A 21,877-nucleotide genomic window follows, 5' to 3' on the forward strand; every position below is an offset into this window, starting at 1 on the left:
TTACCAAAAAAGTAACAAAGAATTAATTCAAAAAGCGTTACTTTTGTATCCGAATTTAAGTCAAACAACAAACTTTATATAAAATCATGAGTCAATTTGATGTAACCATTATAGGTTCTGGACCTGGAGGATATGTTTCAGCTATCCGTTGTGCCCAATTAGGTTTTAAAACTGCTATTATTGAAAAATATTCAACTCTTGGAGGAACTTGTTTAAACGTGGGATGTATTCCATCGAAAGCGTTATTAGCATCTTCTCATCATTACGAAGAGTTACAACACTTTGCTGACCACGGAATTGAAGTTTCTGGTGATGTAAAAGTGAATTTAGAAAAAATGATTGCTCGTAAACAAGCAGTTGTGGATCAAACTTCGGGTGGTGTAAAATTCTTAATGGATAAAAACAACATCACAGTTTTCAATGGAGTAGGTTCGTTTGAAAGCGCTACTTCTGTAAAAGTAACTAAAGAAGATGGTTCTTCGGAAATCATCGAATCAAAAAATATTATTATTGCTACAGGTTCTAAACCTTCAAGCTTACCATTTATCAAATTAGATAAAGATAGAATCATCACTTCAACTGAAGCGTTAAAACTGAAAGAAGTTCCAAAACATTTAGTAATTATTGGTGGTGGTGTTATCGGAATCGAATTAGGACAAGTATATTTACGTTTAGGAGCGCAAGTTTCTGTAGTAGAATTCATGGACAGAATTATTCCAGGAATGGACGCTGCTTTGTCAAAAGAATTGACTAAAGTGTTGAAAAAACAAGGAATGAAATTCTACACGTCTCACAAAGTGCAATCGGTAGAAAGAGCTGGAGATGTTGTAACGGTAAAAGCAGAAAATGCTAAAGGAGAAATCATCACATTAGAAGGTGATTATTCATTAGTTTCTGTAGGTCGTCGTCCTTATACTGATGGATTAAATGCTGAAAAAGCAGGAGTAAAAGTTACGGATAGAGGTCAAATCGAAGTAAACGATCATTTACAAACTTCGGCTTCAAATGTTTATGCAATTGGAGATGTAGTTCGTGGAGCAATGTTAGCACACAAAGCAGAAGAAGAAGGAGTAATGGTTGCCGAAATTTTAGCAGGTCAAAAACCACATATCGATTATAATTTAATTCCTGGTGTAGTGTACACTTGGCCAGAAGTTGCCGCTGTTGGTAAAACAGAAGAGCAATTAAAAGCAGATGGTGTAGCTTATAAAGCAGGAAGTTTCCCATTCAAAGCCTTAGGAAGAGCAAGAGCTGGTGGAGATACTGACGGATTTGTAAAAATCTTAGCCGATGCCAAAACTGATGAAGTTTTAGGAGTTCATATGATTGGAGCAAGATGTGCTGATTTAATTGCAGAAGCAGTAACCGCTATGGAATTTAGAGCAAGTGCAGAAGATATTTCAAGAATGTCACACGCGCACCCAACATTTGCAGAAGCTATCAAAGAAGCAGCATTAGCAGCTACAGATAACAGAGCATTACACGTGTAATTGATAATTCACAATAAATGAAAATCCCAAATTCAATTGAGTTTGGGATTTTTTTATGTTTTAAAAATGTAGAGTAGCCATAAAAAGCTTTTTTAACGTAATGCGGCTTGCACTAGTGGCAACTTCTAGCACTGACCAAACAAATATAACTAAAATTTTATTACACCAGCGTACTTTCCTGACTTGCCCAAGCCTTGCCATTTGTGCAAACCGTTGTTAGCAATAGTTTTTATTTTATATGTCTCTCCATCATTTTTATTGCAGCAGATTTTAGTACCTCGTAGTCAAAATTATCATTGAAACCAAGACCAGAATTATAATGAGTGCCGTCTTTACTGGCACAAAGCATATATTTTGTTTTTTCTAATTCCATTGCGATAGGGGAGAACTCGGTTTGAACTCTAAATACAGTATTGCTTTTATCATCACGGACATAAAAAATATGTTTGTCATAAATGCTTTTTTTCTTTTCATCATCTTCATATCGTTCAAAAACTAGAACATTATAATTTTTCCATTTGAATTGGTCAAAGCAGAACATATCTTTTAAATCTCCAGTAAGTTCGCCCTTCTGGTATGCTTCGTATAGTTTACTTCTGTAAGGTTTTGCTTTATCATAATTTTTTTGGCGATAGTAAGTTTGAATTACTTTCGCATATGCATGATAATCTTTAGGATTTAGTTCTATTATTTCGAGGAAAACAGGTTCAGCTTTTGCATAATTTTCTTTAAATGATTCCATTAAACCAATATTGAATAGTGCATTTATATATGAATCTGAATCTTTTGAAACCTTTAATTTAACATTATAGTAAGCCTCTAACGCTTTGTCTTTATTATCCAAATCTGAATAGATTTGTGCTATCATTGAATACGGTCGTTCAGATGCGTTTTCTTGTTCAATTGCTTTTTTATATGAATCAAGGGCTAGTTCATTTTTTTTCAAATTGTAATAGGAATCTCCAAGTCCGGATAAAGATTGTGGATCATTTGGATTTATCTTGAGAGCATTTTCAAACGCTTTAACAGCATCTTCATATTTACCCATGTAATTTAATGTAGAACCTTTAATAAAATATGGCGCTATTTTTTTTGGATCTTTTTCTATCGATAAATCCATAAATTTTAAACTATTGTTATCATCTTCTTTCATGTAATATGCGAATCCAATTTGATAATATGAATCCGAAGAATAATCTCCTGCTTTTGAACCGTATTGATCAATAATCTTGTCGTATTGTTTATTCTCGTAGAGAGATTTTATTTCATCTGCAGATTTATTTTGACCGAAACTTAGTAAACTGTAAAATGTGAATAATAGAATTTGGATTTTATTCATAAGATGATTTTTTAAAATTATTGCTAACTTGTATATATGTATGACAAAATCAGACTTATCTACCCTATTTGAGTGTATATATATGACAAACGTCAATTTTATCTTTTTTTCAAAAATAATAAATAATCTAATACAATATTAGTCGCAATAAAATCTTATAAACAAAAAACCACCAGTTTCCCGATGGTTTATTTCTTACTTTTTCAAAAATTTCTTACATCCAAAGAATCCTAAAAATCCAATCAAAACAAACGGCCAAAGTACTACAATAAACGAAACAATATTTTCTAACATAAACCAACCCGTTTTTACACTGTCCCAAATTTGTAAACCAATATTTGGTCGGTAGGCGTTGATGCTTTTTTCATTAGCCACCATTTCTTGTTTGATGCTTTCGTCTTGGTAAATGTTTAACGTTAAAGTACTAAAGTTTACTTGGTCTTGTAACGATAAATTCTGCAATTTTGAAGCGTCGTTTTGTTCTTTTTTAGCCTCTAAGGTTTCTTCCGCTTTTACAACTTGATTTAGTTTCTTTCCTTTCGAATCAATTGCATTTTCTAAACGCTTTTCTGAAGAATTACTTCTTTTTTGAGCTAATTCATTCGATAACATTTGTAACGAAACATCATCTGCTTTAATGATTCGATAATCTAAAAAATGAATTTGTTTCGCTATGGTTTTAATCACGGTATCCATTTTCGTATTCGGAACTCGAATCGTGATGTTGTTATCTACTTTATATTTAGTTGTTACTAAAGTGCTATCCTGACTCACTTTGGTTTTGTCTTCGCTGTGAATGTTACTTTGTAGATTGGTATAGGTTACAAATCCACCAAATTTCGTTGTCGCATCTTCAATAGCATAAGTTGATTTCGCGACATTCTTGACTTTAAATTTTACATCGGCGGTTCTAACAAATTTTCGATTGCTGTTTTTGTTTTCAACGGCGGCCGAAGAGGAAACAACACTTGTGCTATCAGTTACAGCTTCTTCAGCGTAAGCGGCGTTTTCTTTTGAAGCCGATTCTTTACAAGATAAGACTAAGCCAAGTGCAAGCAAAGTCAGTACGATTTTGGTGTTTTTGTTCATAAAAATTCATTTTAAGTTATTGATTAATTGTTTTTAATACGTGTAGTTTTAGAATCAATACAAATGAATTTTTAATGGGTTAGTTGTAGAGGCAAGAATAAAAATCGTGCCAAATTTTAACATTTGAACCATTTTCCAACAACTATTTTTTTGTTGTACTTTTACGAAGTAAATTTTACAATTTGAGAACAGTAATTACAAAAGATATTTCGTCCTTTTCTGACTTTAAAAACCAGCTTTTACATTGGGCAAACCAACACAGAGAAGTTGTTTTTTTAGACTCGAATCAGTATCATCAAAAGTATTCGAGTTACGATGCGGTTTTGGCGGTTGATGCTTTTACTTCGATTAAAACCGATTACGAAAATGCGTTTCAAGATTTGTATCAGTACCAAAGTCAAACGAAAGATTGGTTGTTTGGTTATTTATCCTACGATTTAAAAAACGATACCGAAGCTTTACATTCCAATAATTTCGATGGATTAGCGTTTCCCGATTTGTTTTTCTTCCAACCTAAAAAGTTGTTTTTAATCAAGGAAAATCAAGTTGAAATTCAATATTTACGAATGTGTGATGATGAAATTGAATTAGATTTCGAAGAAATAATTCAGTGTTCAGTGTTCAGTATTCAGTCATCTGATGTTGAAATTCAACAACGTATCTCAAAAGAAAATTACCTTTCCAAAGTTTCAAAAATGCTCGAACACATTCATCGTGGCGACATTTACGAAGCGAATTTTTGTATGGAATTTTATGCCGAAAATACTCAAATTGAACCTTTGGAAATTTATCAAAAGTTGAATGCTATTTCTGAACCACCATTTGCGGTGTATTTCAAAAATAATTTTCAATATTTACTTTCAGCTTCACCTGAACGTTACTTACGAAAAGAAGGAAATAAAGTCATTTCCCAACCCATAAAAGGTACAGCAAGAAGAAGTTTCGATTTAGAACAAGACGAACAATTAAAATCCGATTTAGCTCAAAACGAAAAAGAGCGTTCTGAAAACATTATGATTGTAGATTTAGTTCGAAATGATTTATCGCACACGGCTACAAAAGGAAGTGTTCAAGTGGAAGAATTGTGCAAGATTTACACGTTTAAGCAAGTCCACCAAATGATTTCTACGATCGTTTCCGAAGTAGAGAATACGACTTCACCAATTGAAATTCTGAGAACTACTTTTCCTATGGGAAGTATGACTGGTGCACCAAAGATTTCGGCTATGCAAATTATTGAAGAATTGGAAGAAATCAAACGCGGATTATACAGTGGAGCAGTGGGTTATTTTACTCCAAATGGAGATTTTGATTTTAATGTCGTAATTCGGAGTATTTTATATAATTCACAAAATCAATATTTATCTTTTTCTGTCGGAAGTGCAATAACTTCTCAGGCTATTCCAGAAATGGAGTATGAAGAATGTTTGTTAAAGGCAAAAGCAATGTTTGAGGTTTTAAGATAAAATAGTTATGAAAAAAATATTCTTTGTTTTAATTGTTGTTACCATTTTATTTTCATGTAAATCTTCTATTTCAGAAGTAAATCATATAATTGATAAAGAATTCGAGATTTATAAAGTTGCCAATTCAAAAGCTACTTTGGTATTGTTTCCTTGTTTCCCTTGTGATATTGAAAATACAAAGAATGAATTTCCAATCATCGAAGAAGCCAATAAGAAAGGCGTTTCTGTTATTTTAATGAATTATAATTTTAAACTTTATTTGAAAGATAGTGAATTACAAAATTTGTCCAAACACTTTAATTCAATTTTTGAAAATAATATATTAAGTACTGATAATGTTTATATTGGTGGATTTTCAGGTGGCGGAAATGTAACTTTGTTACTTAGTAATTATTTGATTAAAGAACGAAATTCAATTCAACCAAAAGGAGTTTTTATTGTTGATTCTCCTATTGATTTATTGGGTTTGTATAAAGTTGCTGAAAAGAATATTATTTCAAATTTTTCTAGTGAATCTGTTGAGGAAGCAAATTGGATAATAGATAAATTTAATTCTGAGTTTGGTAATCCAAAAGATTCCATTTCATTATATAAAAAGTTTTCGCCTTACACTCTAGAAATCAATACTATTTCTAATGTAGAAAATCTTAAAAATTTAAAAATAAGACTATACACGGAACCTGATTTTGATTGGTGGTTAAAAAATCGGAAAAACCAAAAAGATGAGATTAATTCTTATTTTATAGAACAACTTTATAATGATTTAAAAATTAAAGGTTTCCAAAAAATCGAATTAATTAACACTAAAAACAAAGGCTATAGAGCTGATGGCACAAGACATCCACATTCTTGGGCTATTGTAGATAAAGAGAATTTACTCAATTGGGTATTAGAGAAAAATTAATTCCTTATTTTTGGTCATGCTAACAAAATTCCAACATCATATCGAACAAAATTTTCCCCAACTGAAAGACAAGAAATTGCTCTTAGCAGTTAGTGGAGGCGTTGATAGTATGGTTTTGTTGGATTTGTTTTATAAGTTGAGGTTTGATATTTGCATAGTACATTGCAATTTTCAACTTCGTGGAAAAGAGAGTGATGCAGATGAATTGTTAGTTAGAGAAATATGTCAAGATGGATATATTCCTTATTTTATTGAGTCGTTTGATACACTCGAATTTGCTAAAGAAAATAAACTTTCCATTCAATTAGCCGCTCGAAAGTTACGCTATGATTGGTTTCAAGAAATTATTTCACTTGGATTTGATTATGTTTTAACTGCACATCATTTGGATGACAATGTAGAAACGTTTTTAATCAATTTTACTAGAGGAACTGGCTTAGAAGGTTTAACGGGAATTCCAGCTCAAAATGGAAACATTATTCGTCCGTTGTTGCCTTTTTCAAGAGAAGAAATTGAAAATTATGCATTAGAAAATAAAATTCAATGGAGAGAAGATTCGAGTAATGCTTCAGACAAGTATTTTAGAAATAAATTACGTCACAATATTGTTCCCACTTTAAAAGAATTGAATACAGGATTTTTAGATTCGTTTCAAAAGACCTTACATCACTTGCAACAAGCAGAAAGTTTGGTTAACGATGCATCTAAATTGGTTTATGAAAAAGTAGTTGAAGAGAAGGAAAATCAATTAGAAATTCATCTAAAACCGTTGCTTGAATTCCAAAATTACAAAGCGTATTTGTACCAATGGTTGAAAGAATTTGGATTTTCAGCTTGGAATGATATTTATGATTTGGTCGAAGCACAATCAGGAAAGCAAGTGTTTTCAGAAACGCATATTTTATTGAAAAATCGAGAGAAATTAATCCTTTCGGAAAGAAAAGAAATAAATAAATCGGAAGTTTTCATCATTGAATCGATAGAAAGTAAAGTTAATATTCCCTTAAAACTTAGGTTTTGTAAAGCAGTTAACATTTTTGAAACACATTCGAATTGTATATTTGTAGATGAAAGTAAGATCAAATTTCCATTAACGATTCGAAAATGGCAAGAAGGAGATTATTTTTATCCATCAGGAATGAATGGAAAAAAGAAATTGAGTAAGTATTTCAAAGACGAAAAATATTCGCTTTTAGATAAAGAAAATCAATGGTTATTATGTTCGGAAGACCAAATTATTTGGGTAATCGGGAAAAGAGCAGATAATCGATTTATAAATAAAGAAACAACACAAAATAGTATAAAAATCGTATTAGAAGAATGAGAAAATATTTCGCCTTAATCGCCTTAATTTTTGGATTTTTTGGAAATGCACAAATTTTAAATCCGGTACAATGGAAAACCAAAGTAGTTCAAAAATCGGCTACCGAATTTGAATTGGTTATGGATGCTACTATCGAAAACGAGTGGCACATGTATTCGCAATTTACACCAGAAAATGGACCACTTCCAACCGTTTTCAACTACAAAAATGCAAAAGGAAACTTTGATTTAGTTGGAAAAACAAAAGAAAGTCCATACAAAAAAGTATATAATGATATTTTTGAAGTGGATGAATATTACTTTGCTAAAACGGCTCAGTTTAAGCAAATCATAAAAGTTACTAATACGAAACTAAAAGAAGTTAAAGTATATGTGGAATACCAAGTTTGTAAAGAACAATGTATCCAACAAGATGCTACATTTACTTTTAAATTGCCTGAGCTAAAAGTAGAAGATACAGCAGCAACAAATGTAATTTCGACTGATACAACAACAATAACTACCGATACAGCAACTGTTGAAAGAGCAGATGCAGAAAAACCAATTAAAGAAGTTACATCAACTTTGGCTCCGAATGAAGAAAAAAAGAATGGATGGTTATTATTTCTTGCAACTCTATTAGCTGGAATATTAGTTACATTCACCCCTTGTGTTTTTCCAATGATTCCAATGACAGTAAGTTTTTTCTTAAAGCAAAGTGCTCACGGAGATAAAAAGAAAGGACGATTTAATGCGTTAATGTATGGTTTCTTTATTGTATTGATTTATGTTTTGATTTCATTACCATTTCATATTTTTGAAGGAATTAGCGAGGATATTTTTTACGAGGTATCTACAAATCCCTATTTGAATTTATTCTTTTTTGCAGTTTTTACCATTTTTGCGATATCATTTTTAGGTGCATTTGAGATTACTATTCCATCTAGTTTAGCTAATAAAGTTGATAATGCCTCAAATAAAGGAGGTTTGATAGGAATCTTCTTCATGGCATTAACTTTAATAATTGTTTCATTTTCATGTACAGGACCTGCTCTTGGTTTAGTAATTGGTGGTGCTTTATCAACAGATGGTGGTGCTACATTATTAACAATTGCCATGTTAGGATTTGGAGTTGGTTTAGCTTTTCCATTTATGATTTTTGCTTTATTCCCAAGTATGATGGGTAATTTGCCAAAATCGGGCGGTTGGTTAAATACCGTTAAAGTTGTATTCGGTTTTATCGAATTGGCTCTAGCTTTCAAATTTTTCTCAATGGCTGATTTAGTTATGGATTGGCATATTTTAGAGAGAGAAACTTTTATTGCTATTTGGGTGGCATTATTTTTAGGTTTAGCATTATATCTTTTTGGAAAAATTACATTGCCACATGATAGTCCTCTTTCACATATTTCTGTTGGAAGATTATTATTAGGTTTATTGTCTTTAACCTTTGCAGTTTATTTAATTCCAGGTTTATGGGGAGCTCCATTAAATGTAATTAGTGGTTTTCCACCACCAATGTCATATAGTGAAAGTCCAAACGGAGTAGGAGCAAAAAATAGTATCGAATCAAATATTAGTTCAGGAGAAGAATTACCAGAGCATGCTCAATATGGGCCTCATAAAATCGTTGCTTTTCATGATTACGATGAAGGTTTAGCATATGCAAAAAAAGTAAATAAACCAGTTTTAATTGATTTTACAGGTGTAACTTGTGTAAATTGTAGAAGAATGGAAGAATTAGTTTGGGCAAAACCAGAAATTTTAAATATTCTTAAAAACGATGTTGTACTTATTTCTTTGTACGTTGACGATAGAAAAGAGTTACCTAAAGATGAAGTTTATACAACTAAATCAGGAAAAGAAATTACTACATATGGTAAAAAATGGAGTGATTTAGCAATTACAAAATATAAAGCTAACATTCAACCATATTACATCTTAATGTCACATGATGAATCTAATTTAAATCAACCTGTAGGCTATACGCCAGATGTTGAAGAATATAAAAAATGGTTAGAAGATGGTGTAGCGGCTTTTAAAAAATAATTTCTGAATAAAAAACTCCCAATCTTATGATTGGGAGTTTTTTATTCACAGTAACTAAAAGTTGTTTATCATAATACGAATTATTTTATCAATCGCATTTCTAAGTATTTATTCGTAAAACCAAGTTTTTCATACAAAGCTTTTGCTGGATTATTTGGTTCAACATGCAACGCAATATTTCCTTCTACAGATGAAATCGCTTTTTCCATTAGCTTCTTTCCATATCCTTTTCCTCTTTGCAAATTATCAATTGCGATATAAACCAAAATATTCTCAGGAATGTAATCTTTCATACCTGTATTATTTAAAATGACAATTCCGACAATATTTTCTTCATCAGTTCCAATGATAATTTGCCCTCCTTTATCAGGATTTAAAACATAATCAATACATTTTTGTATGTCCTCTTCCGTATCACCAAATTGTTCAAGATGTGAATGTAAAAAGTGGGTAATTGTTTTATTTGGAAACTTTTCTGAAGTCCCTGTAAAAGCATTGATATATGTGAAATTCATAAATAAAACTTTAATAGTAAATACAAAGTACAAAAGTATTGAATTACCAACAGATTGTCTAATTCAATAAAAAAGTTATTTTTTTCAATACTTTTTCTATATTTGCATCTATATAAGCCATTTAATAGTATAAGCCATGTTAGTAAAAGTATTCGGAAGCGCCGTTTTTGGCGTAGAAGCGACTACCATTACGGTAGAAGTAAACATCGATAAAGGAATAGGATATCACTTAGTAGGTTTGCCCGATTCCGCTATAAAAGAGAGTAGTTATCGTATAGCTGCCGCACTAAAAAACAACGGGTACCAACTTCCCGGAAAAAAAATCACCATCAACATGGCTCCGGCCGATTTACGTAAAGAAGGTTCTGCCTATGACCTTACTTTGGCTATTGGTATTTTAGCAGCTTCTTCCCAAATTAAATCAGAAGACATTCATAATTATGTCATTATGGGTGAATTATCGCTCGATGGTGGATTACAACCCATAAAAGGAGCTTTATCAATTGCAATTAAAGCCAAAGAAGAAGGTTTTAAAGGTTTGATTTTACCCTTTCAAAATGTAAAAGAAGCTGCAATTGTTGACGGTCTTGATGTTTATGGTGTTGAAAATGTATTACAAGTCATTAATTTCTTTGAAGGAAAATCAGATTTGATTCCCACTACAATAGATACCAAAGAAGAATTCAATAAAACATTAGATTTTCCAGAACACGATTTTTCCGATGTCAAAGGTCAAGAAGGAATTAAACGTTGTATGGAAATTGCTGCAGCTGGCGGACATAATATCATTTTAATTGGTCCTCCAGGTTCAGGAAAAACAATGTTAGCCAAACGTTTGCCTAGTATTTTGCCACCAATGACGATGCGTGAAGCTTTAGAAACCACCAAAATCCATTCAGTAGCTGGAAAGACTAAAGATGTAGGTTTGATGGCACAACGTCCTTTTAGAAGTCCGCATCATACTGCGAGTTCGGTTTCTTTAGTAGGAGGTGGAAGTTACCCACAACCTGGCGAAATTTCATTGGCACACAACGGTGTTTTATTTTTAGACGAATTACCCGAATTTAAACGAGAAGTTTTGGAAGTCATGCGTCAGCCATTAGAAGATAGGGAAGTGACTATTTCAAGGGCGAAATTTACGATTACCTATCCATCGTCATTTATGTTGGTGGCGAGTATGAATCCGAGTCCAGGAGGTTATTTTAATGATCCGAATGCGCCTGTGAGTTCTTCACCAATGGAAATGCAAAGGTATTTGAGTAAAATTTCTGGACCTTTATTGGATAGAATTGATATTCATATTGAAGTTACGCCTGTTCCGTTTGAAAAACTAACTGAAACTCGAAAAGCAGAAAGTAGTGTAGCGATTAGAGAGAGAGTGACCAAAGCAAGAGAAATTCAATCGCAACGCTTTGAAAATTATGAATATATTCATTACAATGCGCAAATGAGTAGTAAACTAATTCGTGAATTTTGTGCTTTAGATGAGGTTTCGTTGCAACTACTAAAAACAGCAATAGAACGATTGAATTTATCAGCTAGAGCGTATGATAGAATTTTAAAAGTATCAAGAACAATTGCCGATTTAGAGGATTCGGATAGTATTCAATCACATCATATTGCAGAAGCTATTCAGTATCGTAGTTTGGATAGGGAAGGGTGGTTAGGGTAAAAAAAAATAATGAAAATTATATCCATTATGCTTTACAGTTTCAATTACTTTAAATACCAAGAAAACTAGAACAAATTGAACTAATTATCTCTAATGCACTCATAGTGTTTAAATTAAGATGTTAAATTAGATATTGATTAAGATGTTAAAATAGATAAAAAAACAACCTATTAACGTTGTTATGTAGTATTTAATTACTATTTTTGTCAGAGATAAGAAAATGAAAGGGTGTTTTTCAACACCCAATCAGATTACCAAATTCTACATAAAGTAGTAGGCTTTTATTATCTCTACCAGAGTTGCGACCAACAACCCTATTAGAAAATGATAACAAAAGTCCTCCAATTTGGATTTTGAGTTTTCATTTTTCATTAAAAAGAATTAGGTTAATAAATGTTAACTACTCGAAAAACCAGTAAGTGTGAATTACTGGTTTTTTATTTTCAATATTTTTAAGAACTATACTACTAAACTGAAAAGATGTTTTTTTGTTACACTTTTCTTCAAAAGATTCTTTTCGTTTAAATCATTTATACAAAGATAATCCATCCTAAAGGTACTTAAAAGTCAAACTTATTCACTATTGGAGCAAGTTCTTAACAAGAATAATGATTGTCATTAAATTAAAAATATCCTTTTAAATAATTGACAATCAATACTTTAAAAATTATATTTTTTGTCAAAATACCTACAAAAACCGATATAATACAGCAATCCTAAAGATTTAGTTCGATTTAAAAAAGGATTGACAAGGTAAACAAACATATCCAGCAAATAAATCAATGAACCAAATCAATAGGACAAAGTTAAACTTAACCTTAAATGATAATTACAAAGATAATTGTAATCAGTATCTAAACAAAGATAACTGATATCTAAGTTTGGCTTAAACAATAAAAAGACAAAGTAAATAAAGGGTTTGTGGGATATTAATTTGTTACTTATGTGAAACCTTGAGCAAATTTAGAATGGAAAATTAAGTAATCAAAGTGCCTTATTGCTAAACAACCAATTTTGTAATGCAGAGATAATAAATAAATAGATACACTAAAAATTAGTTAAATATTCGACACTTTTTTTGTTAAAGAATTTTTAACATTATAAATGTTCACTTTTTATACTAATGAACATTAATTAGTAGTCATTAGTAAATTAATGCTTAAAAAGGTATTCAATAATTTAAAAAGTATCTTGTTTGGAATCGATATGAATCCATTTTTTGTTACTATTCAGTTTAAAGGAACCAATGTGTTCTTTATTCCAGAAATCTGGGTGAATTAAAGAAAGAAAATTTGAACCGTCTTTTGCCAAATACAAATGATAAGTTTCACCAATTATTGGTTCAAATGAATATTTAGCATTGTATAAAATTTCATTCCATTCATATTCTTGCATTAATTTTTCATATTCGGCTTTGAGTTCATTAAACTTACTTTCGAATTCTCTATTAACATTACGAATACCAATATTTTTCCAATCAACAACGTTATCCATTTTAATTGCTGGCGCACCAACACTTGTAGGATAAGCGAGTACATTTGCATTGTATCCATTTTCTTCAGAAAAAACTACATTATCAGGAATTTTGCTTTTCATTTTTATCTTTTAGAAATTTTATTGTTAGTTATAGCTCTTTGAAGTTTGCACTTGAATCTATCAATGCCTTCAACTCGTTTGGCTAAATGTTTTGTTTTACAATTTTCAACTCTTTTTCTCCATAGTTTATAGCTACTGAATTTGAGTTCTTTTTTCATTAACGCTTTTACATCAGCCTCATTTAAAGAAAATTGAAATTTTATTGCATCAAATGGCGTTCTGTCTTCCCAAGCCATTTCAATAATTCTATCAATTTCAATATCAGTGAAGTCTTTTTTGCACGAAACATTCATTTTGTTTAAAATTTAATTAAAAAAGTTAAACAAAATTACAAAAAAAATATTTTAAAAGGGAATAGATTTGAATTATTTATGTTTTTTCCAATATTTTACACCATAGCTACAAAAAATCTCTTGTTGGGATTTGATTTTCTTTGTAGCTACGATGCAAACATTATCATCATTGTCTAATGTGATTTTGGAATTATTTTTGAATTCTAATTTAGAGAAAGCTTCTGCATCATTAGCATATTTAGCAAAACAATCTATATTCATAGAATCCAATATGGAACCGTCTAACATGTTAATGAAATAGCGGTCATTACCTTCAGAAACTCTTTTTTGAGCTTCATTACCGGCTAAAATTTCTCCTTTAAAAAGTGAGATAATTTCATTAGGATAAATGTCAATTGCTGTATATAAACCTTTTCCAGCATTTGCTATTTGAGAATCTTGAATGTACAAATAATCAGATTCGGGTGCTTCAATTTTCAAAATAGTTATAGTTCTTCAGCAAAAGTATCGCCTAATCGGATATCACCAGATTTAAAACCTTTCATAAACCATTTCATGCGTTGTTCTGATGAGCCATGTGTAAAAGAATCAGGAACAACATGCCCTTGCATTTTGCTTTGAATGGCATCGTCACCAACAGCATGTGCAGCACTTAACGCTTCTTCAATGTCACCTTCTTCTAAATATTTTTGGTTGTAATGTGCCCATAATCCGCCATAAAAATCGGCCTGTAATTCTAAACAAACGGATAATTTATTAGCTTCGGCTTCACTTTTAGATTGTTGTAATTGTCTCACTTTTCCTGAAGTTCCAAGAATTGTTTGAACGTGGTGACCCACTTCGTGTGCCACGACATAAGCTATAGCAAAATCACCACCTTTAGCTCCAAAACGGGTACGCAGTTCTTCAAAAAAGGCTAAATCCATGTACACTTTTTTATCACCAGGGCAATAAAATGGTCCAGAAGCCGAACTTGCGCCACCACAGGCTGTTTCCACTGAACCAGTAAACAAAACCATTTTTGGTTGTTCGTATGTTCCTAAATTATTTTCTTCAAATATTTTAGTCCAAATATCTTCTGTATCAGCAAAAACGGTTGAAACGAATTCGCCCATTTCTTTTTCTTCAGGAGTAAGTTCTCTTGGTTCTACTTGTTCTGTTTGTTGAGCGCCTTGGCTTTGTTGAATGGTATCAACAAATGGTGCTGCTTCAGGGAAAAACATTTTTACAAGAAAAAAAACTATTGCGATAGCTCCACCACCAGCAATTACTTTTCCACCGCCCGACATTCCTCTTCTGTCTTCTACGTTGTCACTTTGACGTCTACCTTTCCATTTCATATGAAATATTTTTAAAAATTATTAAAATCCGAAACGAACTCCTAAATATAAATCGGCTTGTTTTCCGCTATCGGCTAAAGCTGTAAATACACTGTTTGATCCTATAAAAAATCCGGCTAATCTAAATCCGATACCACTAGTAAACCCTGAAATTTCATTCGCTGCCAATGGGGCATAAGCTTCAAACCATTTTGTAGTAAATCTTGGAATTAAAGTGTACGAATTTTGAGTGGTGATAACATCGCTTTCACTGTCGTCACTTACTTTTTGATTGATGCTACCTGTTACAAACCATTTTTTTGTTAATCGAACATCGGCATAAGCGTTAATTACTGTTGGTAATTTTACTGTGTAATCTGCTGTGCTTGATGTTGATTGAAAATAAGCCGCGTTTGCTGGGTCATTTAAAATAGCTTCGATTTCAGTTAAACTTTCAGCATTTTCAAATTGATTTAAATCTAAATTTTCAAAATTATCCACATTTAAAATGTAGTTTTTACTTAAATTATTATCCGATTTAAAAGTCATTGAACCAATATTTTTAATTGAAAGACCTGTATTTAATCGGTAGCTGTTTGCATCGTTTTCATCTTTCCAACGATAGTTTACAGCAATATCAGCGGCAAAACCATTGATTCCTTGAGAGAAAAACTCGTTGTAGTTTCCTTGGTCGTTGTAATCATTTGCCAAAACTCCAGCATAAGCAATGTTTATGTTTGCAGAAGCATTTACTAATGAAATATCTCCAAAATTGTTTACGATGGTACCATTTAAATTATCTGCAGAAAAGTTGGCATAAGCACCTGGGAATAATAAACGTAAGTTGGTTCCAACGTTCAATTTATGTTTGGGTAAATCGATTAAGTTTCTAGCAATTGTAAAACCAAGCTCTCCCCAAGTAGTTGCATTTAATCTTTGATTGTCATTAGAAGAAATCATTGTTTGAGAAAAAATATTACTTAATTCACCATTCTGAATAGCATCTCCCAACTTTGAATCTACATTGATAGCATTTGCTTTTATGTTAGCAATTGAAGTAATTCCGAAACCCCATTTTTGGTATTTAAAGGCAAAAGAAGGACCAAAAATTTGAGCATCTAGTCTTAAATTAACAGCTTCATCACCTTCAAAAATTTTATCTTCTAAGTTGTCTCCGCTAACTAAATCGCTAAATGTTAGTTTGTTATTAGCCATTCCTAAAGAGAAATTGAAAAGATTAGCTTCAAATTTAGTGTTCATATTAACTAATTCTGCTGGATTGTTATTAGCATTCAACAAACCACCTCTTTTAGAAGTTGAAATTCCACTAAAATGTTCTTGAGAAAATAAAGAATTGGTAATCAAGCTTATAGTAAGAATGAATTTAATAATTTTCATGTAATTTTAAATGTATTTATTAATTATGGTTTTTAATTCTAGTAATTTAAATGGTTTCGAAATATAATCATCCATACCATATTCGATGCATTTTTCTTTTTCACCAATCATAATTCCGGCTGTGAGTGCAATAATAGGCAAATTTTTTAATTTGTTGTTTTTTCTTATTTCAATTGTTGTTTCATAACCATTTTTAATTGGCATTTGAATATCTAAAAGGATTAAATCAATAGTGTTTTCTTCTAATAATTCAATTGCTTTTTGACCGTTTTCTGCCTCAAAAACTGAGCTATTTGTTAGAATAGATTGCACCATTTTTTTACAAAGTAACATATTAATCATATTATCTTCTACGATTAATATTTTTAATTTTTGAGAGAATTTATTGGTTTCAAAATTTGTGATTTGATTATAATTATGAGAATTGTTAATTTCGTTTTGAGATGATTTTGCTATTTTAAATGTAATGGTAAAATTAAAATTACTTCCTTCACTATAAACACTATTTACTTCAATTTTACTATTACACTTTTCAAGTATTTTATTTGAAATGGATAATCCTAGTCCTGTACCACCAAATTTTTTATTTGTTGAGACATCTTCTTGTACAAATGATTGAAATATTTTATTTAGATTTTCTTTTTTTATTCCGATTCCGGTATCAATTACAGAAAATTGTATCGTTGAAAATTGATTTTTAATTTTTTTAATTTCTTTAATTTGTAATACGACTTCGCCAAAATTAGTAAACTTCACAGCATTTCCTATTAAATTCACTAATACTTGTTTTAGTCGAACTATATCTGCGAATATATATGTTGGAAGTTGAGAATCAATAATAACATGTATATCAATTTTTTTATTTATCGAATAAGGTTTGAATAATTCGATGACTTGATTTGCGAGAATTCTGATGTCTACAGGTTCTAAAAATAATTCAAATTTTCCAGATTCAATTTTTGAAAAATCTAAAATATCGGTAATAATATCCAACAACAAATTAGCTGACTGATTGATATTATTCATGTAGACTTTCTGATTCGAATCAAGCTTTGTTTTAAGTAATAAATCTGAAAATCCAATGATGCCATTTAAAGGAGTTCGTATTTCATGACTCATATTGGCCAGAAAATCTGTTTTTGCCTGACTAGCTGTTTCTGCATATTCTTTGGCTTTTATAGCTTGGTCGTGTTCTTTTTGTGTTGTTATATCCTTTGCAATTCCTCGGAGTTTAATCACTTCTCCTTCATCATTTAAAATGGGTTCTCCATAACCTAAAATCCATTTTACTCGACCATCTTCAAAATAAATTGGATGTTCAATGTCATAATTAGTTTTATTAATAATGGTATTATTGTGAATTGTGTTTTCAAGGTTTTGTTTATCTTCATCTTTAAAACGGCTTAAATATTTTTCATAAAGATTTTGAGTTTCTTTTTCTATTTCGAAAATCTTATAAAGTTCATCAGACCAATATAGATCATTTGTTTTTAAGTCAAATTCCCAACTTCCAATTCCTGCCATTTTTTGAGATTCGTTCAGCAATTTTTCACTCAAGATTAATTTTTCTTGTGTAGTTATAATCTCAGTGACATCTCTTGCTACAGCAAAAATTATTTTAGTTTTTGTATTGATTGTTGAAATCCATTGCAGCCAAATACAACTTCCATCTTTCTTCTGGTAGCGATTTTTGAAATTAATAGTGTTAATTCCATCATTGAGATTTCCTAATTCAGACAAGGTCTTCGTAACATCATCTGGATGAACAAAATTGATAAATTGTTCTGATATAAGTTCAGTTTCTGAATAACCTAATGTATTTGTGAATGCTTTGTTTATTTTTAAAAAATAGCCGTCAAGATTGGCAATACAAATTAAATCAGTTGTTTCATTGAAGAAGTATTCAAAATTTTCGTGTAAAGCATCTCTGTTTTTATAGTATGCTAATTCCGCTTCAAGTGATTTGATTTTTTGTTGCGCATCGAGATGTGAATTTGAAAAATCATTCATTGCTTTGGAGTTAGTTGCAATAAATTTAGTAAAATTTAATTAAAAATTTAAAAATTTTCTTAATTTATTGAATTCCAAACAACATTATTAGGAGTTTGCGCGATAAAAGACATGGTTTCTTTAGTAACAGGATGTTTTAAAATTAATTTTCTTGCATGTAAATGAATACCGCCATCTGGATTACTTCTGTCAAAACCATATTTCAAATCGCCTTTAATTGGGCAACCTATTGCTTGTAATTGTGCTCTAATTTGATGGTGTCTTCCCGTATGTAAATCAATTTCAAGTGCGTAATAATTATCTAATTTTTTAATGATTTGATAGCTTAAACTTGCTTGTTTACTTTCGGGAACTTCTTTTAAATGGGCTTTTGAGGTATTGTTTTTAGTATTTCTTTTTAAAAAGTGTACTAAAGTGTCTTTTTCTTTCGGAGGACAATTTTTCACTACTGCCCAATACGTTTTTTGCGTTTCTCTGTTTTTAAAAGTTTCGTTTAAACGCGTTAGTGCTTTTGACGTTTTTGCAAAAACAACAATTCCAGTTGTAGGTCTGTCTAAGCGATGCACAACACCTAAAAAGACATCTCCAGGTTTATTGTATTTTTCTTTGATGTATTCTTTTACTACATCCGAAAGTGGTTTATCGCCTGTTTTATCTCCTTGAACAATATCGCCTACACGCTTATTGATGACAATAATATGATTGTCTTCGTGAAGAATTTGAAGATTATTTTTTGTTGAAATTTCTTTAGTAGACACAATTAATATTGTTCGTTTGCATTTGGGAAATCCTGAGATTTCACATCGGTAACATATTGCCCAATGGCTTTTGTCATTTGATCGTATAAATCTAAATAACGGCGTAAGAATCTTGGGCTAAATTCATTATTCATACCTAACATATCGTGGATTACCAATACTTGTCCGTCAACGCCACCACCAGCACCAATTCCGATTACTGGAATTGAGATACTTTTAGCTACTTTTTCAGCCAACGCAGCTGGAATTTTTTCTAAAACTAAGGCAAAACAACCTAATTTTTCTAGCATTTTTGCATCTTCCAATAACTTTTCAGCCTCAGCATCTTCTTTTGCTCTAACTGTGTATGTTCCAAATTTATAAATAGACTGCGGTGTTAAACCCAAATGTCCCATGACAGGAATTCCAGCATTTAATATTTTTTTAATAGAATCTTTTATTTCGCTTCCACCTTCTAATTTTACGGCATGTCCGCCAGATTCTTTCATAATTCTGATGGATGAACGTAACGCTTCTTTAGAATCAGATTGGTAACTCCCGAAAGGTAAATCAACTACTACTAATGCTCTTTCACAAGCTCTAACCACACTTGATGCATGATAAATCATTTGGTCAAGCGTTATAGGAAGTGTAGTTTCATGTCCAGCCATAACATTACTTGCAGAATCGCCAACTAAAATTACATCAACACCAGCAGAATCTACAATTTTAGCCATTGTAAAATCGTATGCAGTTAACATGGAGATTTTTTCTCCATTTTCTTTCATTTCAATTAGTGTTTTTGTTGTGATTCTTTTATAATCTTTCTTCGCTACTGACATGTTTTTATAGTATTTGAAAGACAAAGGTAATAAATGTTACTTTCTTTTTACGGCACTTGAAAAATATTTCTCAAATATTAAATTTATGTTAAATTATTGTGCTAATTTAGTGCCGTTTTAAAAATATAAAAATGATACCTATATTACTTTTTGTTGCAATTCTTGGTTATTTATCAGTTATTTTAGAGTCTCCCATTCGAATAAATAAGACAATTACTGCTTTATTAACAGGTACAATTTGTTGGGTTGTTATTGCTCTATATAGCCAAGATGATCATCATTTAGTAACCGAAAGATTAATGGAATATTTTGGTGAAATTTCGGGTTTACTTATTTTCTTAATGGGTGCGATGACCATTGTTGAGTTAATTGATATTCACAAAGGTTTTACCGTAATTACTAGTAGAATTAGAACTACTTCTGTTTTAAAATTATTATGGATTGTTGCTTTTATAACCTTCTTTTTATCTGCATTATTAGATAATTTAGCTACTGCTATTATTATGGTAACACTTTTGAGAAAGTTAATGCCAAAAGGAGAAATCAGAATGATATTAACCGGAATTGTAGTAATTGCTGCAAATGCAGGTGGTGCTTTTAGTCCGATCGGAGATGTAACTACGACATTATTATGGATTGGCGGACAAGTAAGTGCGGGTGGTATTATCAAGATATTATTTTTACCATCACTTGCGGTATTAATTGTTCCGGTAATCATTGCTAGCTTTAGAATGAGAGGTTTTGCTGTTCTTCGAGCTCAAGTTTCGATGGCTCAGGTGCGTCAGGAAGAAAAAATGAGAGGAAGTATGAGTGTTTTTATTGCAGGAGTTTTAGGTTTAGTAATGGTTCCAATAATTAAAACCTTAACGGGATTACCACCATTTATTGGTGTTTTAATTTCATTATCAATGGTTTCGTTAGTTTCAATAGTATATCATAGAAACAAGACTCAAGAAGAAAAAGATAAATTTTCTGTAGCATATGCATTAACCAAAGTAGATATTAGCTCTATTTTATATTTCATGGGAATTTTATTAATGGTTTTTGCTTTACAAGAAGTAGGTATATTGAGAGAAATGGCTACTTTTCTTGTAACAAATTTACCAAGTACTGATGCCATGATCATAGCGATTGGATTTTTATCATCAATTGTAGACAATGGAAGTTTAGTTGCTGCTACACAAGGAATGTTCTCTCTAGTAGAGTATCCAATGGATCATACTTTATGGGAATTTATTGCTTTGTGTGCTGGAACAGGAGGAAGTATGATGATTATTGGTTCGGCTGCTGGTATTGCTGTAATGGAGAAAGAAAAAATTACCTTTATGTGGTATTTAAAAAAAATAACTCCATTAGCTGTAGCGGGTTATATTGCGGGTATTATTGTTTATGAGTTACAATACTTATTAACACATTAAATAATGAAAAAACTATTTATTATAGCAACTGTTTTAGTTTCAAATTTAATTTTTGCTCAAGACAAAACGCCTAAAGTAATTGTAGAGGATTTTTTTATTGCATTTCATGCAAAAGATACTGTTGCTTTAAGAGAACTATGTCATCCAGATATTGTTCTTCGAACAGTTGCCAATACTAAAGAAGGAAACAAATTGAAAGATGATAAATTTGATGAATTTTTAAATTCAATAGCTACTATTCCTGCCAATCTTAAAATCTTTGAAAAGCTAATTGACTACAAAGTAGAAATCGATGGTAACTTGGCACATGTTTGGACACCGTATGAATTTTATGTAAATGATAAACTAAGTCATGTAGGTGCAAATGCTTTTACCTTGTATAACGACAACGGAAAATGGCAAATTATCCATTTGATTGACACTAGAAGAAAGAAATAA

At 31.1% G+C, this 21,877-nt stretch carries 19 protein-coding genes; 8 read left to right on the top strand and 11 right to left on the bottom strand.

The genetic code is table 11. The annotated features are described in order from the left end of the window. Positions 1–86 precede the first annotated feature (86 nt). On the top strand, positions 87–1,490 hold the full coding sequence (gene lpdA, locus C8D80_RS00985; protein ID WP_133606444.1) for a dihydrolipoyl dehydrogenase: 1,404 nt from the start codon (positions 87–89) through the stop codon (positions 1,488–1,490). Positions 1,491–1,719: 229 nt separating this feature from the next. Here the strand turns inward: lpdA and C8D80_RS00990 are convergent, their stop codons facing one another. Both C8D80_RS00990 and C8D80_RS00995 read right to left on the bottom strand, forming a co-directional pair. Then, on the bottom strand, positions 1,720–2,829 hold the full coding sequence (locus tag C8D80_RS00990) for a tetratricopeptide repeat protein (RefSeq protein WP_133606446.1): 1,110 nt from the start codon (positions 2,827–2,829) through the stop codon (positions 1,720–1,722). Between the two features lie 195 nt (positions 2,830–3,024). Then, the gene (locus C8D80_RS00995) at positions 3,025–3,918 is read right to left on the bottom strand and encodes a DUF4349 domain-containing protein (protein ID WP_133606448.1); all 894 of its coding nucleotides are present in this window, start codon (positions 3,916–3,918) and stop codon (positions 3,025–3,027) included. A gap of 182 nt (positions 3,919–4,100) precedes the next feature. Between C8D80_RS00995 and C8D80_RS01000 the strand changes: the two genes are divergently transcribed. Genes C8D80_RS01000 through C8D80_RS01015 form a run of 4 tightly spaced genes read left to right on the top strand, consistent with a single transcriptional unit; the run spans position 4,101 to position 9,639 of the window. Further along, positions 4,101–5,384, top strand: a complete 1,284-nt coding sequence (locus C8D80_RS01000; RefSeq protein WP_133606450.1) for an anthranilate synthase component I family protein — start codon at positions 4,101–4,103, stop codon at positions 5,382–5,384. Between the two features lie 7 nt (positions 5,385–5,391). Next, positions 5,392–6,288: a hypothetical protein gene (locus tag C8D80_RS01005; protein ID WP_133606452.1), complete on the top strand. Its 897-nt coding sequence runs from the start codon at positions 5,392–5,394 to the stop codon at positions 6,286–6,288. A 16-nt stretch (positions 6,289–6,304) separates the two neighbouring features. Continuing rightward, positions 6,305–7,612: a tRNA lysidine(34) synthetase TilS gene (tilS, locus tag C8D80_RS01010; protein ID WP_133606454.1), complete on the top strand. Its 1,308-nt coding sequence runs from the start codon at positions 6,305–6,307 to the stop codon at positions 7,610–7,612. Further along, complete coding sequence (locus tag C8D80_RS01015; RefSeq protein ID WP_133606456.1) at positions 7,609–9,639, top strand: protein-disulfide reductase DsbD family protein; 2,031 nt, start codon at positions 7,609–7,611, stop codon at positions 9,637–9,639. Before tilS ends, C8D80_RS01015 begins: the two co-directional genes overlap by 4 nt. An 80-nt stretch (positions 9,640–9,719) precedes the next feature. Here C8D80_RS01015 and C8D80_RS01020 read toward each other — a convergent pair whose 3' ends face one another. Beyond that, positions 9,720–10,154 carry a GNAT family N-acetyltransferase gene (locus tag C8D80_RS01020; protein ID WP_133606458.1) on the bottom strand — a complete coding sequence of 145 codons (435 nt, stop codon included), beginning with the start codon at positions 10,152–10,154 and terminating at the stop codon, positions 9,720–9,722. 136 nt (positions 10,155–10,290) lie between these two features. On the opposite strand from C8D80_RS01020, the gene C8D80_RS01025 reads away from it, so the two are divergent. Further along, the gene (locus tag C8D80_RS01025; RefSeq protein ID WP_133606460.1) at positions 10,291–11,826 is read left to right on the top strand and encodes a YifB family Mg chelatase-like AAA ATPase; all 1,536 of its coding nucleotides are present in this window, start codon (positions 10,291–10,293) and stop codon (positions 11,824–11,826) included. Positions 11,827–13,005: 1,179 nt separating this feature from the next. Here C8D80_RS01025 and C8D80_RS01030 read toward each other — a convergent pair. The 8 genes from C8D80_RS01030 to panB all read right to left on the bottom strand — a co-directional run bounded on the left by C8D80_RS01030 (position 13,006) and on the right by panB (position 20,021). Beyond that, complete coding sequence (locus C8D80_RS01030) at positions 13,006–13,422, bottom strand: DUF2452 domain-containing protein (protein ID WP_133606462.1); 417 nt, start codon at positions 13,420–13,422, stop codon at positions 13,006–13,008. A 2-nt stretch (positions 13,423–13,424) separates the two neighbouring features. Further along, positions 13,425–13,715, bottom strand: a complete 291-nt coding sequence (locus tag C8D80_RS01035) for a TIGR03643 family protein (RefSeq protein WP_133606464.1) — start codon at positions 13,713–13,715, stop codon at positions 13,425–13,427. Between the two features lie 72 nt (positions 13,716–13,787). Continuing rightward, the gene (locus C8D80_RS01040) at positions 13,788–14,195 is read right to left on the bottom strand and encodes an SET domain-containing protein-lysine N-methyltransferase (RefSeq protein WP_199757191.1); all 408 of its coding nucleotides are present in this window, start codon (positions 14,193–14,195) and stop codon (positions 13,788–13,790) included. A gap of 5 nt (positions 14,196–14,200) precedes the next feature. Next, positions 14,201–15,055 (bottom strand): KPN_02809 family neutral zinc metallopeptidase, encoded by an 855-nt coding sequence (gene ypfJ, locus C8D80_RS01045; protein WP_133606466.1) that lies wholly within the window; start codon positions 15,053–15,055, stop codon positions 14,201–14,203. Positions 15,056–15,076: 21 nt separating this feature from the next. Next, entirely contained in the window at positions 15,077–16,432 is a 1,356-nt protein-coding gene (locus C8D80_RS01050) for a hypothetical protein (protein WP_133606468.1), read from the bottom strand. 6 nt (positions 16,433–16,438) lie between these two features. After that, on the bottom strand, positions 16,439–18,442 hold the full coding sequence (locus tag C8D80_RS01055; protein ID WP_133606470.1) for a response regulator: 2,004 nt from the start codon (positions 18,440–18,442) through the stop codon (positions 16,439–16,441). 59 nt (positions 18,443–18,501) lie between these two features. Continuing rightward, a complete protein-coding gene (locus tag C8D80_RS01060; protein WP_133606472.1) occupies positions 18,502–19,200 on the bottom strand; it encodes an RluA family pseudouridine synthase in 699 nt (232 codons plus the stop codon). A gap of 2 nt (positions 19,201–19,202) precedes the next feature. Next, positions 19,203–20,021 carry a 3-methyl-2-oxobutanoate hydroxymethyltransferase gene (panB, locus tag C8D80_RS01065; RefSeq protein ID WP_133606475.1) on the bottom strand — a complete coding sequence of 273 codons (819 nt, stop codon included), beginning with the start codon at positions 20,019–20,021 and terminating at the stop codon, positions 19,203–19,205. Between the two features lie 131 nt (positions 20,022–20,152). Here panB and nhaD point away from each other — a divergent pair, with 131 nt between their 5' ends. Together nhaD and C8D80_RS01075 are read left to right on the top strand one after the other, a co-directional pair. Then, complete coding sequence (nhaD, locus tag C8D80_RS01070) at positions 20,153–21,439, top strand: sodium:proton antiporter NhaD (protein ID WP_133606477.1); 1,287 nt, start codon at positions 20,153–20,155, stop codon at positions 21,437–21,439. Positions 21,440–21,442: 3 nt separating this feature from the next. Next, on the top strand, positions 21,443–21,877 hold the full coding sequence (locus C8D80_RS01075; protein WP_133606479.1) for a nuclear transport factor 2 family protein: 435 nt from the start codon (positions 21,443–21,445) through the stop codon (positions 21,875–21,877).

The organism is Flavobacterium cheniae (genome assembly GCF_004363695.1).
Classification (GTDB): domain Bacteria; phylum Bacteroidota; class Bacteroidia; order Flavobacteriales; family Flavobacteriaceae; genus Flavobacterium; species Flavobacterium cheniae.

Bases quoted from the DNA above. Each gene is read 5' to 3' on its own strand.
- lpdA (WP_133606444.1), top strand. From the start codon at position 87: ATGAGTCAATTTGATGTAACCATTATAGGTTCTGGACCTGGAGGATAT.
- C8D80_RS00990 (WP_133606446.1), bottom strand. From the start codon at position 2,829: ATGAATAAAATCCAAATTCTATTATTCACATTTTACAGTTTACTAAGT.
- C8D80_RS00995 (WP_133606448.1), bottom strand. From the start codon at position 3,918: ATGAACAAAAACACCAAAATCGTACTGACTTTGCTTGCACTTGGCTTA.
- C8D80_RS01005 (WP_133606452.1), top strand. From the start codon at position 5,392: ATGAAAAAAATATTCTTTGTTTTAATTGTTGTTACCATTTTATTTTCA.
- tilS (WP_133606454.1), top strand. From the start codon at position 6,305: ATGCTAACAAAATTCCAACATCATATCGAACAAAATTTTCCCCAACTG.
- C8D80_RS01015 (WP_133606456.1), top strand. From the start codon at position 7,609: ATGAGAAAATATTTCGCCTTAATCGCCTTAATTTTTGGATTTTTTGGA.
- C8D80_RS01020 (WP_133606458.1), bottom strand. From the start codon at position 10,154: ATGAATTTCACATATATCAATGCTTTTACAGGGACTTCAGAAAAGTTT.
- C8D80_RS01025 (WP_133606460.1), top strand. From the start codon at position 10,291: ATGTTAGTAAAAGTATTCGGAAGCGCCGTTTTTGGCGTAGAAGCGACT.
- C8D80_RS01030 (WP_133606462.1), bottom strand. From the start codon at position 13,422: ATGAAAAGCAAAATTCCTGATAATGTAGTTTTTTCTGAAGAAAATGGA.
- C8D80_RS01035 (WP_133606464.1), bottom strand. From the start codon at position 13,715: ATGAATGTTTCGTGCAAAAAAGACTTCACTGATATTGAAATTGATAGA.
- ypfJ (WP_133606466.1), bottom strand. From the start codon at position 15,055: ATGAAATGGAAAGGTAGACGTCAAAGTGACAACGTAGAAGACAGAAGA.
- C8D80_RS01050 (WP_133606468.1), bottom strand. From the start codon at position 16,432: ATGAAAATTATTAAATTCATTCTTACTATAAGCTTGATTACCAATTCT.
- C8D80_RS01055 (WP_133606470.1), bottom strand. From the start codon at position 18,442: ATGAATGATTTTTCAAATTCACATCTCGATGCGCAACAAAAAATCAAA.
- panB (WP_133606475.1), bottom strand. From the start codon at position 20,021: ATGTCAGTAGCGAAGAAAGATTATAAAAGAATCACAACAAAAACACTA.
- nhaD (WP_133606477.1), top strand. From the start codon at position 20,153: ATGATACCTATATTACTTTTTGTTGCAATTCTTGGTTATTTATCAGTT.
- C8D80_RS01075 (WP_133606479.1), top strand. From the start codon at position 21,443: ATGAAAAAACTATTTATTATAGCAACTGTTTTAGTTTCAAATTTAATT.